Source organism: Bifidobacterium porcinum (genome assembly GCF_055378475.1).
The window spans coordinates 1,177,899-1,194,211 of sequence record NZ_AP029603.1; the positions used below are offsets into that span (position 1 = coordinate 1,177,899).

General features: G+C 60.5%; 11 protein-coding genes. 5 read left to right on the plus strand and 6 right to left on the minus strand.

Annotation, left to right across the window (positions count from 1 at the left end; all coding sequences use genetic code 11):
• Window positions 1-115 precede the first annotated feature (115 nt).
• From whiA to uvrA, 5 genes are all read right to left on the minus strand, one after another.
• Window positions 116-1,138, minus strand: coding sequence for a DNA-binding protein WhiA (gene whiA / locus ACZ41G_RS04630; protein ID WP_033505648.1), 1,023 nt, complete (start codon window positions 1,136-1,138; stop codon window positions 116-118).
• Between the two features lie 152 nt (window positions 1,139-1,290).
• Window positions 1,291-2,232, minus strand: a complete 942-nt coding sequence (gene rapZ / locus ACZ41G_RS04635; RefSeq protein ID WP_015450602.1) for an RNase adapter RapZ — start codon at window positions 2,230-2,232, stop codon at window positions 1,291-1,293.
• Entirely contained in the window at window positions 2,225-3,253 is a 1,029-nt protein-coding gene (locus ACZ41G_RS04640; protein ID WP_464144696.1) for a shikimate dehydrogenase family protein, read from the minus strand. Before ACZ41G_RS04640 ends, rapZ begins: the two co-directional genes overlap by 8 nt.
• Before the next feature lie 87 nt (window positions 3,254-3,340).
• The gene (gene uvrC, locus ACZ41G_RS04645; RefSeq protein ID WP_464146223.1) at window positions 3,341-5,668 is read right to left on the minus strand and encodes an excinuclease ABC subunit UvrC; all 2,328 of its coding nucleotides are present in this window, start codon (window positions 5,666-5,668) and stop codon (window positions 3,341-3,343) included.
• Between the two features lie 283 nt (window positions 5,669-5,951).
• On the minus strand, window positions 5,952-8,888 hold the full coding sequence (gene uvrA, locus ACZ41G_RS04650) for an excinuclease ABC subunit UvrA (protein WP_033505873.1): 2,937 nt from the start codon (window positions 8,886-8,888) through the stop codon (window positions 5,952-5,954).
• Window positions 8,889-9,142: 254 nt separating this feature from the next.
• Here uvrA and ACZ41G_RS04655 point away from each other — a divergent pair, with 254 nt between their 5' ends.
• The gene (locus ACZ41G_RS04655; protein WP_464144698.1) at window positions 9,143-10,744 is read left to right on the plus strand and encodes an ABC-F family ATP-binding cassette domain-containing protein; all 1,602 of its coding nucleotides are present in this window, start codon (window positions 9,143-9,145) and stop codon (window positions 10,742-10,744) included.
• Window positions 10,745-10,821: 77 nt separating this feature from the next.
• On the opposite strand, the gene ACZ41G_RS04660 is transcribed toward ACZ41G_RS04655, so the two are convergent.
• On the minus strand, window positions 10,822-11,529 hold the full coding sequence (locus tag ACZ41G_RS04660; protein WP_464144699.1) for an SGNH/GDSL hydrolase family protein: 708 nt from the start codon (window positions 11,527-11,529) through the stop codon (window positions 10,822-10,824).
• 231 nt (window positions 11,530-11,760) lie between these two features.
• Between ACZ41G_RS04660 and ACZ41G_RS04665 the strand changes: the two genes are divergently transcribed.
• The 4 genes from ACZ41G_RS04665 (at window position 11,761) to ACZ41G_RS04680 (ending at window position 16,283) form a co-directional block, all read left to right on the plus strand.
• Entirely contained in the window at window positions 11,761-13,572 is a 1,812-nt protein-coding gene (locus tag ACZ41G_RS04665) for a bifunctional ADP-dependent NAD(P)H-hydrate dehydratase/NAD(P)H-hydrate epimerase (protein ID WP_464144701.1), read from the plus strand.
• An 87-nt stretch (window positions 13,573-13,659) separates the two neighbouring features.
• Window positions 13,660-14,409, plus strand: a complete 750-nt coding sequence (locus ACZ41G_RS04670; RefSeq protein WP_464144702.1) for a DUF4232 domain-containing protein — start codon at window positions 13,660-13,662, stop codon at window positions 14,407-14,409.
• Window positions 14,410-14,584: 175 nt separating this feature from the next.
• Window positions 14,585-15,283: an HAD family hydrolase gene (locus tag ACZ41G_RS04675; protein ID WP_152570331.1), complete on the plus strand. Its 699-nt coding sequence runs from the start codon at window positions 14,585-14,587 to the stop codon at window positions 15,281-15,283.
• A 76-nt stretch (window positions 15,284-15,359) separates the two neighbouring features.
• Window positions 15,360-16,283, plus strand: a complete 924-nt coding sequence (locus ACZ41G_RS04680) for a LysR family transcriptional regulator (RefSeq protein WP_033505657.1) — start codon at window positions 15,360-15,362, stop codon at window positions 16,281-16,283.
• The last annotated feature ends 30 nt before the right edge of the window (window positions 16,284-16,313 follow it).

Here is a 16,313-nt window from a genome sequence, read left to right on the forward strand (position 1 = left end):
ACGCCAATTGCGATGATACAGGCAACGAAGAACAAAAGACGCCATCCTTCGCGTGCAGCGAGAAGGATGACGCCGTCAAAGTGGAAAAACGCAACCGTGTCGCGAAACGAGAGGCTCACAACCCCTGTTGCCGCGCATTCTGGACTTTCTCCGCTTTCTGCAGCAGCCGCCGGATGCGCCCTGCGATTGCATCTTTGCTGATTGGGGGATCAGCAAGGCGGCCGAGTTCCTCTAGGCTGGCGTCACGGTGATCGAGGCGAAGCTGTCCTGCCGCACGCAGTTTCGGCGGAATATCCTCGCCGAGGACTTGGAAGGCGTTACGCACTTTTTCGGTCGCTTCTGCGGCTGCTTTCGCGCTACGACGCATATTGGCGTCATCGAAATTCGCCAGACGATTCGTCTTGCCTCGTGGTTCGCCGTCGGTGCGCTTGCCGGTCCATTCCCTTGCGGACTGGGGTGCGCCAATCAGGTTGAGCAGCCGTTCGATGGCGTCAGGATCACGAAGAGTCACACGCTCCGAGCTGCGCACCTGACGTGTTTTTGCACTGATGCCAAGACGATGAGCTGCGCCTTGGAGCGCCAATGCCGCCTCATGGGTTGGGCAGATGACCTCGAGATAGCCGGCCGTGCCGATGTCCGAGATACGGCCGTGGGCCATGAACGCACCACGCCATGCAGCTTTGATCTGCGGGATTTTCCCGTTCACGATCTCGGGCGGCAGGCCACGAACCACGCGATGGATGCGCGGATTGTACAGTCCCAGCCAGACAGCTAGTCCCATAGCCCCATGATCGACGACGACGTTGTACCGCTGGATGATTTGACCCTGCGGGGTCTTACGGCGGACCGACTTGATGACAGCGTCGAATTTCGGTTGCTTGGCACCGTTCTGCTCGTGCAACGGCTGTCTCTTCGCGACTTCCTGAGCCTGATGCTGGAACTGGTTGACAATGGCATTGCGCAGCCATTTCGCCGCTTCCAGCGAATCGAACTGTGCGAACAACACGACCTGTTTGCTGCTGGTCTGACGCAGACCGCCGCCAAATTGGAACATGGCGGCCGCCTGAGCCACCATTGCAGCTGGCAGGTCATCGTTAATCGTGGCGAGTTCGCTATTGACATCATCGAGAAGAGCCAAGAGCCAACCTCCTACTTCCTGTTTCTCTTCACTGCCTCTGCAACATGCCGGCATAATCCGGCAAGGTGGCAACGTGTAACTGTGATATCCAATATCTTGGACAAGATTACGACAAGCCGTGTAAATTCAGCTTGGGGCTTTTCGCCATGCGGTCAGGCCTGATGCAGATGACGATGCAGCTCGCGCGCGGACACCGTCACGGACAATCCTTGCGCGCGCAAACGCTCAGCAAGCGCATTGCTCATGGCCACTGAACGATGCTGACCTCCGGTACAGCCGATGGCTATGGTCACATAATGTTTGTCTTCCCTGGCGTAACCGTCGATGGCGATACTGATGGCTCGCTGGTAGGCGTCAAGGAACTCCTTGGCACCCTTGCTCGAGAGCACATAGTCGCTCACCGGTTTGTCCAGACCGGTCAGCTCACGCAGGGAAGGTACCCAGTACGGATTGGGCAGGAATCTGACATCCGCCACGAAATCGGCATCGATCGGGATGCCGTATTTGAATCCGAAACTGAAGATATGGACCGAAACCGTGGTGGGGCCGGAGCCGAGTAACGCCTCATACAGTTTGGTAGACAGCTGATGGATGCTGAGCGACGACGTGTCGATCACCATATCCGCATGTTCCTTGAGATTGGCGAGCAACGTACGTTCTTCTAGAATGCCGTCAATCAGCCGGTTGCCATGCTGGAGCGGATGCGGGCGACGGACGGACTCGTACCGTTTGATCAGCACTTCGTTGCTGGCATCGAGGAACAGGATGCGCGTCTTGACACCCAGATCATCAAGATGACTGAGCACCTCGGACAAATCGTCGAAATAGCTGCGCGAACGAACATCCACCACGGCTGCGAGCTTGTGGACCTTCGAACCGGAGGATGTCATCATATCGACCAGCGGGATCAGGAGTTTCGGGGGCATGTTGTCGACAACGTACCACCCCATGTCCTCGAGTGCATCCGCGGCATGCGTGCGTCCGGCTCCGCTCATACCGGTGATGAGCAGCACCTCGAAAGAATCGGCGGGATCCGGTCGATCGCCATTTCCCGTGGCGGCGGTCGCAGGGCTTTGTTCGCTCGTTTCAGCCATTCAGTGCCTCCAATAACGCTTCTCTCATTGCATCTTCCAGCGGGGCATCGACTTCCTCCATGACTGCCGGCTGATCCCCGTTCCAGCGTTCCGCTCCCCTGCCGGTCATCAGGCATACCTGCCCGATGGCTTGATACAGGAGCATGTCCTCGCCGCCGATGGACAGGCCGCCCGCCTGCGACCAAGCGCGGTTCAATGCGCTGGGACGTGGATCATAGGCGACGTCGAGCAAAGTGCCGTGTACCATGGCTCCGGCTTCACCCAAGGCGTCCGCAATGGGATCCGCGGCCCTCGACGGGAGCGTCGAAATCACGATATCGCAATCGGCGATCGTCTCAGGGACACGGTCGAGCATGATGATGTCGACGTCGATGCCGATGCCGGACAATCTGCCGTTGTCTCGATGCTCGGCAAGTGCGACGATGTCCGCATTATGCTCTGGATGGCGTGCGGCTACGGTGATACACCGCACCACCGCTCCCTCCGGGGAAGACAACTGAGACAATGCGGCGATCGCGGACATCGCGGTGTTCCCGTTGCCGATGACCAACGCGTGCATACCATGCCTCTGGGGTCGCATATCCGCTCCTGCTGTCTGCCACGCGTGGCGGATGGCGAGGTCGATGCCGTCAACGTCCGTGTTATACAGGCGCATCAAGGGAAGGCCGTGCTCTCGCGCCGGGCCGGGGATGCCGGGCTCGTCCCAGTCGAAGACCACGGTGTTGGCGACGGCAAGCCTGCGCGCCCACATATTGGAGGGAAGCCCGTACGGCTGGATGGTGCGTTTCAACGGCATGGTGAGGCTCAGACCTCGCCAACTCGAATCAAGACCTGACAGAAACGGCCCAAGATGATCCTCGTCGATCTCGTAGCGGTGATACGACCACGTGCCGGCGAGGCCGAGCGCACGGTAAGCTGCCTGATGCAGCGTCGGCGAGAGTGAATGCCTGATCGGCTTGCCGAGCACCGCGCACTGGTTGCCGGTAATCGGAGCTCTCGCGGAATCCTCGATATCCATCATGCGTGTGCCTCCCCGTGTTCCAATCGTGTCTTCATGCCGCGCACCCGTTCGGTGACGACGTTTCCGGCATTGCCCATGGTAGCCGAATCACTCGTCCTTCGCGTGGAGCGCCGCGTACACGGCTTCGGCCTTGGCGTGGCCGACGCCCTTAACCTGTTCGAGCTGTTCGATACTCGCCTCGCGCATTGCCCTGACCGATCCGAACGCGTTGAGCAGACGCTTCTGGTAGGACGGCCCGATGCCCGGAATGTCGTCGAGCGCGGAACGCAAAGCCCCTTTTCTGCGTGTCTGACGATGGTAGGTGATGGCGAATCGGTGCGATTCGTCGCGCACGCGTTGCAACAGGTACATGCCTTCGGATTGGCGCGGGAGAATGATCGGATAGTCATCATCCGGGACCCACACTTCCTCGAGACGCTTCGCAAGACCGCATACGGCGACATCGTCGACCCCGCAGTCATGCAATGCCTTCGCCGCCGCCATGACCTGGGGTTTGCCGCCATCGACCACGACGAGATTCGGTTTATAGGCGAAATGACGCCGTTGGGTGTTCTGTTGGATGACTTCGTCCACGGCGGCATCCTGTACGGCGCCCTGTTTGACCGTGTGCTGAGCCAGGATCGACTGCGCGGACCCGGACACGCCGGCAGACCCCGACGTACCGGCAGCTTCTGCCGTCGTCGCCATACCTGCCGGTTCGCCGTTGCTGGTTTCGGGCCGGTCTGTGACGAGGGACGCATGCTGTTCGGACGCATACTGTCCGGCTTGCCGGATTCTGCGCTCGTTGTCCATGCTGTCACCGGAGTCGCCAGCGATATTTCCATGGCGGAATCGTCTGGTCAGAGTCTCATACAGTGCGCTCAAGTCGTCGAGCGCGCCTTTGCCGTCATCACCGCGGATGGCGAAGCGGCGGTATTCGGATTTCTTGGCGATGGCGTCTTCGAACACCACCATCGACGCCACCTGATAGGCGCCTCCGATGGTGTTGGAGATGTCGTAGCATTCGATGCGCAGCGGTGCCTGGGGCAATCCGAGCGCGTCCGCGACGTCGTTCATCGCTTGGGTGCGGGCGCCGATATCACTGATTCTGCTCATTTTGCTACGTTGCAACGCTTGGGCGGCGTTGTCGTTGGCGCGTTCCATCAGGGTCCGTTTTTCGCCGCGACCAGGGACCCGAATCGTGACTAGCGATCCGCGTTCGCCGCTGAGCCATGCCTCGAGGTCAGCCCGTCTTGCCGGCTCGATGGGCATGAGGATTTCCCGCGGCACCGGAGCGATCGGGGCGAGCAAGTCGGCGCGGCCGGTTTGTTCCAACCGCTCGTGGCGGGTTCTTGTCGCCTGCGCCCTGGTGAGGCTGTCTGAAGCGGTGACGCTCTGGGTGGCTCCGATAGCGTCCCTGCGTTCTAGAACATTGATTGGCTGGGCGCCCTCGCCGGTACGGGAGCTTTGGACGCTACCGCGTTCATGGAGTAAATCGGCATACACCTGGACGATGAGATCGGACATCAGTTCGTCATCCCCGATATCCTCGACACGTTCGACGGTCCAGTTGCGTTCGCCGCGAATCGATCCATCTCTGACGAAGAACACGTGGACCGACGCTTCAAGCTCGTCAGAGGACAGGCCGAAGACGTCGGCGTCCACATCCTGGTCGAGAACGACGGAATTTTGCTGCATGACGGTTTGCAGCATCGCGATTTCGTCCCGCAGCCTTGCAGCGCGTTCGAAATCAAGGTCGTCGCTCGCCGTTTTCATCTCCCGGCCTAGCTGGGCGATGTATGATTTACCGACCCTTCCGGTGAGCACACCGACCAGCCGCTCGCATTGGCGGCGATGGTCGGCCTCGCTGATACGTCCGACGCAGGGTGCGGAACATTTGCCGATGGAGGCGAGCAGGCATGGCCTACCGGTGAGACGCGCCTTGTTGAACACCCCGTCCGAGCATGTGCGCACCGGGAAGGTCTTGAGCAGCCTGTCCAGGCTGTGCCGAAGATCCCACACCTTCGCGTATGGGCCAAAATACCTGGTATCGCGCCGTTTTCTGCTGCGCGTCACCCATACGCGCGGCACGCTTTCCCCCACCGAGACGGCGAGGTACGGATAGGTTTTGTCATCACGGAACACGACATTGAACCGCGGGTCGAATTCCTTGATCCATGTGTATTCGAGGGTCAGCGCCTCAAGCTCGGTGCCGACCACCGTCCATTCCAAGCTTCGTGCGGTGAGCACCATGGTCTGGGTGCGAGGATGCAGCTGGTCAAGAGGCTGGAAATAGTTCGTCAGACGGTTGCGCAGGTTCTTCGCCTTACCGACGTAAATGACCCTGCCCTCGCCGTCACGCCACTTGTATACGCCAGGTTCCGCGGGAATGTCACCGGTTTTCGGGCGGAAAAGGTCTCGTGAGTCGCCAAGCAGCGGGGCCCCGTTCGCGTTCACGCCCCGCGACGCGCCCACCTTGCCGCCAGTTGCGTCGCCTGCAGGGCCGTCCACGGTCGTGGAATCATGCCCCTGCGCAGCCTGCTCGGCCAGAATCCCCTTGGCTGTGGCACGCCAGCGATCAGGGCTGTGGCGCTCGATGATGCCCATCTGCTCGTCGGTTCCTTTCCATGGTTACCTGTCGTGTTCTAGTTCCGGTGCGTTGACGTACATGTACGTCCCGCGCCCATACCGTTCCCGGTTTCCCGGAGTTCCCTGAGGTTCAGAGCATGTCCTTGAGGAATCGGCCGGTCCAGCTGTTCGCGTTCTTTGCGACCTGTTCCGGCGTGCCCTGAGCGACGACAGTGCCGCCGCCATCGCCGCCTTCAGGACCGAGATCGATAATCCAGTCCGCCGATTTGATAACGTCGAGGTTATGCTCAATCACGATGACTGTATTGCCTTTGTCGACAAGCCCCTGCAGGACAAGGAGCAGTTTGCGTACATCTTCGAAATGCAGGCCGGTGGTCGGCTCGTCGAGAATGTAGACGGTTTTGCCGGTGGAGCGCCGCTGCAACTCGGTCGCCAGCTTGACTCGCTGCGATTCACCGCCTGACAGGGTCGTCGCCGGCTGTCCCAGACGGATATATCCCAAGCCGACCTGAGTAAGCGTATCGAGGTACCGGGAGATGGACGGATAAGCTTTGAAGAACTTTGCCGCCTCCTCGATGGGCATGTCGAGCACGTCCGCCACCGATTTACCGTTGTATTTGACTTCCAGAGTCTCGCGGTTGTACCGCTTGCCGTGGCATTCCTCGCACTGGACGTACACGTCGGGCAGGAAGTTCATCTCGATCTTCAACGTGCCGTCGCCGTGACAGGCTTCGCAACGGCCTCCTTTGACGTTGAACGAGAACCGTCCCGGCCCATAGCCTCGCACCTGGGCTTCGGGCGTCTTGGCGAAGAGCGCACGAATCTTGTCCCACACACCGGTGTACGTGGCCGGATTGGACCGTGGGGTCCTGCCGATGGGGTTCTGGTCGACATGAATGACCTTGTCACACTGTTCGATGCCCTCAATCCTGGTATGTTTTCCTGGCACGATGCGCGCGCCATTGAGTTTGTCAGCCAACACGGGGTACAGAATCGTGTTCACCAACGTGGATTTGCCCGAACCGGACACGCCAGTGACACAGGTCATGACGCCCAGCGGGAAGTTCACATTGATGTTCTTGAGGTTGTTCTCCCGAGCGCCGACAACAGTGAGCCTCCGGCCAGCGTTGGTACGGCGACGACGTTTCGGCACTTCGATCGCACGCCGCCCGGCGATGTAGTCACCTGTGATGGAGCGCGGCGCATCGATGATATGCGCAGCCGGCCCGGAGTAGACCACTTCGCCGCCGTGTTCACCCGCTCCGGGGCCGATATCAACCAGCCAGTCCGCGGTTTCAATAGTCTCCTGGTCATGCTCGACGACAATCAGGGTATTGCCCAGATCGCGCAGATGATGAAGCGTTTCGATCAGCCGCTTGTTGTCCCGCTGGTGCAGGCCGATGGAAGGCTCATCCAACACGTACATGACCCCGACGAGTCCGGAGCCTATCTGCGTGGCGAGCCGGATGCGCTGTGCCTCGCCGCCGGACAGGGTCTTCGCAGCGCGCGACAAGGTCAGGTAGCTCAATCCGACATCGTTGAGGAACGTGAGACGTGCCCTGATCTCCTTGACCACCTCGCCGGCGATCGCGGCGGCGGAACCTTCCAGACGCAGGTTCTTTATCCATGCGAGACCGCGTTCGACCGGCATATCGCACACGTCGGCGATGGATTTGCCGTCCACCGTCACCGCCAGCACTTCCGGGCGAAGGCGTTTGCCGCCACACGCCTGGCATGGCACCTCGCGCATATAGGACTCGTAATATTGCTTCATCTGGTCGGAATCCGTCTCGTCATGGCGGCGCATCAGCGTACGCACGACACCTTCGAATCCCGTTGAATATTCGCGCAGACGGCCCCAGCGGTTACGGTACGAGACCTTGACCTTGAAATCATGGCCGTACATGATGGCATGACGGACGTCTTCAGGCAGGTCCTGCCATGGCGTATCGAGATCGAATCCCATCTCCTCGCCGAGGCCTTCCAACACATGCCGGTAATAATCACCGGTACCCTTGGTCAGCCCCCATGGCTCGATAGCGCCTTCGTTGAGGGTTTTCGACGGGTCGGGAATCACCAGTTCAGGGTCGATTTCCAGGTTGTACCCGATGCCGGTGCATGCGGGGCATGCGCCGTACGGGGCGTTGAATGAGAAGGTGCGCGGTTCGATTTCGTCAAGCTCAAGCTGATGGCCGTTCGGGCACGCCCGCTTTTCCGAGAACGGACGCCGACGGTTCGGGTCGTGTTCGTCGAGATCGACGAAATCCGCGACGACCAGGCCTTTGGACAGTTTCAGCGCCGTCTCGATGGAATCGGTGAGCCGTTGGCGGATGCCGTCCTTGATGACTAGACGGTCGACGACTACTTCAATGGTGTGTTTCTTCTGCTTGGCAAGTTTGATGTCGTCGGACAGTTGCCGCATGTCGCCGTCGATCAAAGCGCGGGCGTACCCGTCGGAGCGCAGGAGTTCAAGCAGATCCACGAATTCACCTTTGCGGCCTCTGACCACGGGGGCGAGAATCTGGAAACGGGTGCGCTCCGGCATGGCGAGCAAGGAGTCAACCATCTGCTGCGGGGTCTGCGCGCTCACCGGTTCGCCGCACACCGGGCAATGGGGCTCTCCGGTACGCGCGAACAGCAATCGCAAATAGTCGTAGATTTCGGTGATGGTGCCGACCGTCGATCTGGGGTTGCGGTTCGTGGTTTTCTGGTCAATCGACACCGCAGGGCTCAAACCTTCGATGAAATCGACATTCGGCTTGTCCATCCTCCCCAGAAATTGCCGCGCATAGGCGCTTAGGGATTCGACATATCGGCGTTGTCCTTCGGCGAACAGCGTGTCGAACGCCAGCGACGATTTTCCCGACCCGGACAATCCGGTGAACACCACCATGCGATTGCGTGGCACTGACAGATCGACGTTCTTGAGGTTGTGTTCGCGAGCGCCTTGGATGGTGATTTTCAGATCGTTGGGGATGTGGCTGATATCGGCGACGAGGGAGCCGTCATGTTCCCGCAATGGCGCTTTTGCGAGCTCCCGCTGCAGGAACGAATCACTGTCGAGGATATGCTCGGTCGCGGTGGTGCGATGCTGGTGCTGCGCCTGTTGTGCTGTGCTCACGTCTTGCCTCCGATACGTCTGGTGCTGGGTTCTAGGATACAGGCAAGCACGACGAAATTCGAACAGATGTTCGATATTGGGTTGAACCGCGGAAGAGTGCCGCGCGTGTCGCGCCATGACATGCCCGGCACGTCGGCGCCCCATGGGTAAGATAACCCGTTGGACTTTGACCCGGATGATGAAAGAAACGGCAGGTTGGCATGGCTATCGAGGCAAAGGGACTGGAGATTCAGATCGGTGCGCGTACATTGCTGCATCCCACTGATTTCCATGTCGTCAAAGGCGACAAGATCGGTCTTGTCGGCCGAAACGGCGCAGGCAAAACGACACTGACGCGCGTGATCACCGGTGATATGCTCCCCGCCGCGGGTTCTGTTCGCATTTCCGGCAAGCTTGGGTATCTTCCCCAGGACACGCATGCCGCCGACCCTACGCAGACTGCGTTGGACAGGATGATGAGCGCACGTGATATCGCGACGATCATTTCGCGTTTGCGCAAGGCGGAAAAGGATATGACCGATCCTGACCCTGATGTGATGACCAAGGCGATGAACCGGTATGACAAGGCCATGCAGGATTTTGAGAAGGCAGGCGGGTATGCCGCCCAGTCCGAGGCGATCTCGATGGCCGATAGCCTGGGTATGCCGCAAGAGGTGATGCAGCAGCAGCTGGGCACATTGTCCGGTGGCCAGCGGCGGCGCATCGAGCTGGCGCGCATCTTGTTCTCCGACGCCGACACGTTGATTCTCGACGAGCCGACAAACCATTTGGATGCTGATTCGATTGAGTGGCTGCGTGGCTATCTCAAGCGTTTCGAAGGCGGTTTCTTGGTGATCTCCCACTCCACGGAACTGTTGGATGAGGTTGTGAACAAGGTGTGGCATTTGGACGCCCAGCTTGGCCAGATCGACATGTATTCGCTGGGCTGGAAGGCCTATCTGCACCAGCGTGTGGTCGACGAGGAGCGCCGCCGCCGTGAACGCGAGGTCGCGGAGAAGAAGGCGGAACGCCTGATGAAGCAAGGCATCCGGCTGCATGCGAAGGCTACGAAGGCGGTCGCCGCCCAGAATATGATGCGCCGCGCCGAACGGTTGCTCGCAGAGACAAGCGAGGCGGAGAAGAAGGAGAAAGTCGCCGACATCCGCTTCCCGGAACCGGCGCCTTGCGGCCGTACCCCGATTATGGCGAAGGATATTTCCAAGGCCTTCGGGTCCAATATCGTGTTCGCGGGTATCAATCTGGCAATCGACAAGGGTTCACGCGTCGTGATTCTTGGCTATAACGGCGCCGGCAAGACGACGACGTTGCGGATCCTGGCCGGCGAGGAGCAGCCGGATACCGGCGAAGTGGTGTATGGGCACGGTTGCAAGATCGGGTATTTCGCTCAGGAGCACGACACGCTTGATATGGATGCGACGGTGTTGGAGAATCTCCAGCATGTGGCTCCCGAGCTTGACGACACGCATACGCGTTCGATTCTGGGCAGTTTCCTCTTCTCCGGCGATGACGTGATGAAGCCGACGAAAGTGCTCTCCGGCGGCGAGAAAACCCGATTGGCGCTCGCCACGCTGGTCACGTCCCGTGCGAACGTGTTGCTGTTGGATGAGCCGACCAACAACCTCGACCCCGTCTCCCGCGACGAAATCCTCAAGGCGATTGCGAAATACGAGGGGGCGATCGTACTGGTCACCCACGATGAAGGGGCCGTCGAGGCGTTGAACCCAGAACGTGTCCTGCTCATGCCCGACGGCGACGAGGACCTGTGGAACGACGGGTATTTAGAGCTCGTCGCCGAAGAATAACCGTGGCACTGGGCCAACGGAGCCCTGTCCTATGGGTCTGCGGCTACAGCGTTGCGGACCCATAGCCGCAACCGGTGCTATCGCAGTTCGGAGGTCATCCATCCGCCGAGCATCTGTCCGACGCGTTCCGCCATGCACCGGTACCCGTATGCGCTGGGGTGGAAATGGTCGTGCGCGTAGAAATCGTCTCGATCGGCGTGCACATCCTCGTGGGTCATGTCAAGGAACCTGACGCCATGCTGTTCGCAGATCTCACGGCTGGTCTGCGTCTGCTCGTCGGTCATGTCCGCGATTAGGTGACGCAATGACCGCCCCAGCGAAGGACTGCAGTACAGCTGGGCGGCGCTGAACACGACCACATGGTCGGCGCGCCCCTTGGCCAGGTCAATCGACGCTGACAGGTCATCACGCCACTGGGCGATGGTCCTGCGTGCCATCAAATCGTTCGAACCAGCGCACAACACCATGAGATCGGCATGGTGATCGACCTGCGGGAGCAGACGGTACCGAACGCGGCGCATCGTGGCGCCAAGCTTGCCGACGGCACGCCAGTCAACCGGCCTGTCGAGCATATCGGAGAACACCGATGCCATGGCGGGTGTGAATCCCTCGGACTGGTTCTCGACCCCGCAGCCGGCGATCATCGAATCGCCCACGGCGACGAACGACAACGCGTCACCGGGATCATCGGCGTTGACGACACCGTGCCGCTCCCCCTGCGGCTCAGGATCAAGATGGATTGTATGCTGCGCCCATAACGCTTCAGCAGCCGCCACTACGTTCATACCCACGCTCCCTGGTCTCCTACCGGCTGTTCGCCGATTCGCTCATCCCCACCACTGTACCGCCCTAGGGGAGACGAACACCTTAAGCCGAGTTTTCTTCTTGCTGTATGCAGCTGCGAACAAGGGAACGGGTGGAGCATGATTCACCCGGAAAGGGACTACAGTTGGAAGAGCAGTCCTGATGCCGTGTGCAGCGGGCCTGGACGCCAATGATAGGAAAGGGGCCATGCCATGGGTGAGAGCATCGATCATGAACGCCTGCAAATGCTTAGATTCAACGCATATGCCGCGGACACGGTACGTGAACTGGAGCGGCCGCTGTTGGATGACGGCGTCCCACTGATGCGTATGGCTGCGGCAGCCGCCGCACATGAGGCCAAACGCATGCTCGGCGCCCAAGGCGTAGCGCTCGAGGATGCCAATGTGGTCGTACTCGCCGGAGCCGGCGACAACGGAGGCGACGGCTTGTTCGCCGCGGCGCAACTTGCCGGAGAGGACGCCCGGGTCACAGTGGTCGCCGTCGGACGGGGCCTGCATGACGCCGGTTTCGCAGCGTTCGCGCATAGTGGCGGACGTGTGCTGGTCCTTGACCCGGAAGCCGAGATCCCCGGTTGCGTCACCGGTTTCTCCGCCGGCGAAGCCGGTGAGCGTCTCCGCGTAGCCGTCGATCTGGTCAATCAGGCGGATCTTGTCATGGATGCGATGACGGGGATAGGGGTTTCCGGCGCATTGCACGGCATCGCGGCGACATTGACGTCGGCGTTATTGGATTCGTGGGGTATCGACGGGCGGGCTGGTTCCGAGACGATCCAAGACCATCCGGGCGAACGGCCGCTGGTATTGGCGGTGGACACGCCTTCGGGTATCGGCGTGGACGATGGTACACTCCCCGGTCCGTACCTTACTGCTGACCGGACCGTGATGTTCGGCGCCCTCAAGCCGTGCGCCATGCTGCCTCCCGCAGCGTACGCCTGTGGCAAAGTCACACTCGTCGATTTCGGGTTCGATATCGACGAAGCCGAACCCGCCTCGGAAATGATGGACGCCGACCTCGCTTCCTCCGCGATTCTCGTGCCGTCCGTACATGACATGAAATACACGCGCGGAGTCGTCGGGCTGGTCACCGGGTCGACGCGATATCCGGGGGCTGCGGTTCTGGGGACCAACGCAGCCGCAAGATCAGGCATCGGCATGGTACGCTATCTCGGCCCGCAACGCGCCCAGGATCTCGTGTTGCAGGCGCTGCCGGAAGCGGTCATCGGCAAAGGGCATGTGAACGCCTGGGTCGTCGGTTCGGGCGTCCCCGCGTCCACGGACACAGCAGACGGTGACGATATCCAACGTGAGACGATAACACGACTGCTGGCACATTATGCGCTCGTCGACGAGTCCGGAACCAACGACGACGGTGGCGATGCGGCAGCGCAGGGCATCCATCCTGACGCGATGCCGCCCATTGTCGTGGACGCCGGCGCGCTCGACCTGCTGCCCGCCCGGGTTCCCAGCAATGTGGTGATTACCCCGCACGCCGGGGAGTTGGCGGGTTTGTTGACCAGACTCGATACCATAAACGGGCCGGTTACAGCCGACCAGGTGATGTCAGCGCCCGTCCGGTATGCACAGCTCGCCCATGAGGATACCGGCGCAACGGTTGTACTTAAAGGCGCGATCAGCGTCATCGCCGGAACCGACCCGTACGACAACGACCGTACGCGGATTCTCCTGTGCGGACGCGCCCCCGCATGGCTGGGCACGGCCGGCGCGGGAGACGTACTTGCCGGCATGATCGGGGCGTTGCTGGCCCAATCCGATGTGTCCGGATCACCCGATGACGCCCCAGCGGTGGCCGACACCGTCGCCGCGGCCGTGTATCTGCACGGTCTGTCGGCCGCCATCGCCTCGCACGCGACGCAATGCGGGTGGCGCGCGCCCGAAATCTACGGTGCCGGCGAGCGAAATACCGGGTATGTTGCCGGCGAGCCGATTATCGCAAGCGATGTGATACGCGCCATTCCGCAGGCCATCGCCAAGCTCATCGGGTGAAACCCGCGAACGTCAGGTTCCCCATTCCCAGCGATGGTACAGGTACAATGAAGCCATGACGTGGTCGTATGCGTCAGCAGTAGGAGAATGGTAGAAGAGTTTGTGCGCTTCACGGAGGAAGGACATATCATGATCGGTTCCCAGCATGGCAATGGTTCCAGCGGTTTGTCGTCCCGTACCGGTTCATCACGGCGGTCCGGGGCTCATTCCCCGGCTCGGGCGTGGGCGGTGATCGCATTGAGTGCGGCGGTGATGGCCGGCTCCTTGTGCGCGTGTGGCTCGACATCCGGAACGAATGCCAGCCCGTCCGCCTCGTCATCATCCCCTGCTGCGTCGCAATCCCCCTCCTCCACCGCGTCGGCATCCTCACCGTCCGCCTCGGCATCGGCCTCCTCTTCCACCGCCGCTACCGGCGCATGCACCACGAAGGAACTGACCGCGAAGCTGACGCAAGGCGCGGGTGGGGGCGCGGGAAGCTCCTACCCGTATCTGGTGTTGACCAATTCCGGTTCGCAAACCTGCACGTTGCGTGGATATCCGGGCGTTTCTCTACGTCACGGTGACACGCAAATCGGCGCTGCAGCGAAGCGCGACAGCACAGTCACTGCCTCCACGATCACACTCAAGCCGGGGCAATCCGCGCACAGCGCCCTGCGCATCGTGAACGCTGAGAATTTCGATGCCGCGGATTGCACACCAACAGCTGCTGACACGATGCTCATCTACCCTCCGGACCAGACGGACGCCCTCAGCATCGATGCCACTGGTCTCACCGGATGCGCGGACAAAAACACCCAGATCCTGTACGTTCAGGTATTCCAACCCGGCGAAGAGTGAGCCACGCCCTGTTTGCGATACGTTCCCGAGATGTTCATATCCCCGATACGCCGGTCTACACAAGTCCGGGGGCCGTTGCCGCTAGACTGTGGTGCGGGCTTCGTCGCTGGCGGAGCTGACTGATGAATGACGCGCGCGTCGGTAACCATCGCCGAGGCTCATAGGAAGGGACAGCATGACGACACTGGCAACGCAGACGGCAGGACCGCAGGACGGCACGAAGCACGCAGAGCCCACGGAACATGAAGCTGCGGCGATCAGCGATATCGTGTTCGATTTCTGCGGCGTGCTCATCGACTGGCAGTGTGCTGCTGCGTTGCGCGGCCGCTACCCCGATACCTTGGTGGATCGTATTTGCGCGCCGGACGACCCGTATGGCTTCTTCGATTATGAGGACCGTATGGACCACGGTGAGGCACTCGCGGATATCCTCCCGGATGTCAGGCGCGACCACGGGGATGACATCGCCGATATCTTTGCCGACTACATCGCCCGCTACGACGATTCCCTGACGCGGATCATCCCGGGCACGGAATCGCTCCTCAAGGATTTGAAGGACGCCGGATACGGCGTGTGGGGGTTGACGAACTGGTCGTATGAGACCTTCCACTTCGCGTTCGACAAGTTCCCACAGCTCAAGGAGCTGCTCGACGGAACCGTGGTGTCGGGCGCGGAGAAGCAGTTCAAGCCGAACGCGGGCTTCTACCGTCTGGCTTTGGGCCGTTTCGGCATCGCCGACCCCGCATCCAGCGTGTTCTTCGACGACACGCCGCGCAATGTCGAGGGGGCGAAATCCGTGGGCATGCATGCGTTCCTGTTCGATGACGCAACGCACGCCAGACGCGAGCTGCAATCGTTGGGCGTGCGGATCTGATCCGGTGTTGAGGGTCACACCAGCATGTGGATATAACCGCCCGATTCTTGACATCCTCGTGATATAAAATCCTCTTATGACTCTCTTGCAACTCAAGTACATCGTCAAAATCGTCGAATGTGGTTCGATGAACGAGGCCTCCCACGAGCTGTATGTCTCGCAACCGGCCTTGAGTTCGTCGGTCAAGGAACTGGAGCACGAGCTGGGTATCGAGATCTTCACCCGATCCTCCCAGGGCATCGCGCTGACCGTGGACGGCGCGGAATTCCTCACCTATGCGCGTCAGGTGCTCGACCAGGCCTCACTGCTCGAGGAACGCTACAAGAATGCGAAGCCACGCAAGCAGCTGTGCAGCGTCTCGACCCAGCATTACATGTTCGCTGTCGAAGCGTTCGTCGAAATGATCAACTCAATCAACTCCGACGAATACGAGTTCACCATCCGCGAGACGCGCACCAAGGACATCATCAACCAGGTCGCCAACATGCAGTCCGAAATCGGCATCTTGTATCTGTCCGATTTCAACAAAAACGTGATCAACAAGCTGCTACGTGAGAAGCATCTCGTGTTCCACCCGCTGTTCCGTGCGAACCTGCATGTGTTCATCTCGCGAGACAATCCGCTGGCCGGCAAGAAAAAAGTCACGATGGAAGACCTCAAGCCCTTCCCGTTCATCCAGTATGAACAAGGCTCCGAGGGCAGCTTCTATTTCGCCGAGGAAGCGGTGTGGCCGGAGTACTCCCCCAAGCAAATCAACGTAACCGACCGTGCGACGATTCTCAACTTCATCATCGGCCTCAACGGCTACACCGTGTGCACGGGCATCGACAACGGCGACCTCAACAATGAGAAGATCGTCACCGTGCCGCTGGACACGGACGAGACGATGCTGCTTGGCTGGATCACCAACGAGCGTGCGAAACTCTCGACCGCCGCGCAGACCTATCTGGACAAGCTGCGCACGGTGATCGCCTCCCACGGGTACAAGCTCATCGACTAATCCCGCAAGGCGCAAGACGTCGCTCGACGC

What these genes read in the sequence shown, in the direction of transcription:
- ACZ41G_RS04655 (WP_464144698.1), top strand. Translation starts at nt 9,143, where the DNA reads ATGGCTATCGAGGCAAAGGGACTGGAGATTCAGATCGGTGCGCGTACA.
- ACZ41G_RS04660 (WP_464144699.1), bottom strand. Translation starts at nt 11,529, where the DNA reads ATGAACGTAGTGGCGGCTGCTGAAGCGTTATGGGCGCAGCATACAATC.
- ACZ41G_RS04675 (WP_152570331.1), top strand. Translation starts at nt 14,585, where the DNA reads ATGACGACACTGGCAACGCAGACGGCAGGACCGCAGGACGGCACGAAG.
- ACZ41G_RS04680 (WP_033505657.1), top strand. Translation starts at nt 15,360, where the DNA reads ATGACTCTCTTGCAACTCAAGTACATCGTCAAAATCGTCGAATGTGGT.
- ACZ41G_RS04640 (WP_464144696.1), bottom strand. Translation starts at nt 3,253, where the DNA reads ATGATGGATATCGAGGATTCCGCGAGAGCTCCGATTACCGGCAACCAG.
- ACZ41G_RS04665 (WP_464144701.1), top strand. Translation starts at nt 11,761, where the DNA reads ATGGGTGAGAGCATCGATCATGAACGCCTGCAAATGCTTAGATTCAAC.
- ACZ41G_RS04670 (WP_464144702.1), top strand. Translation starts at nt 13,660, where the DNA reads ATGGTAGAAGAGTTTGTGCGCTTCACGGAGGAAGGACATATCATGATC.
- rapZ (WP_015450602.1), bottom strand. Translation starts at nt 2,232, where the DNA reads ATGGCTGAAACGAGCGAACAAAGCCCTGCGACCGCCGCCACGGGAAAT.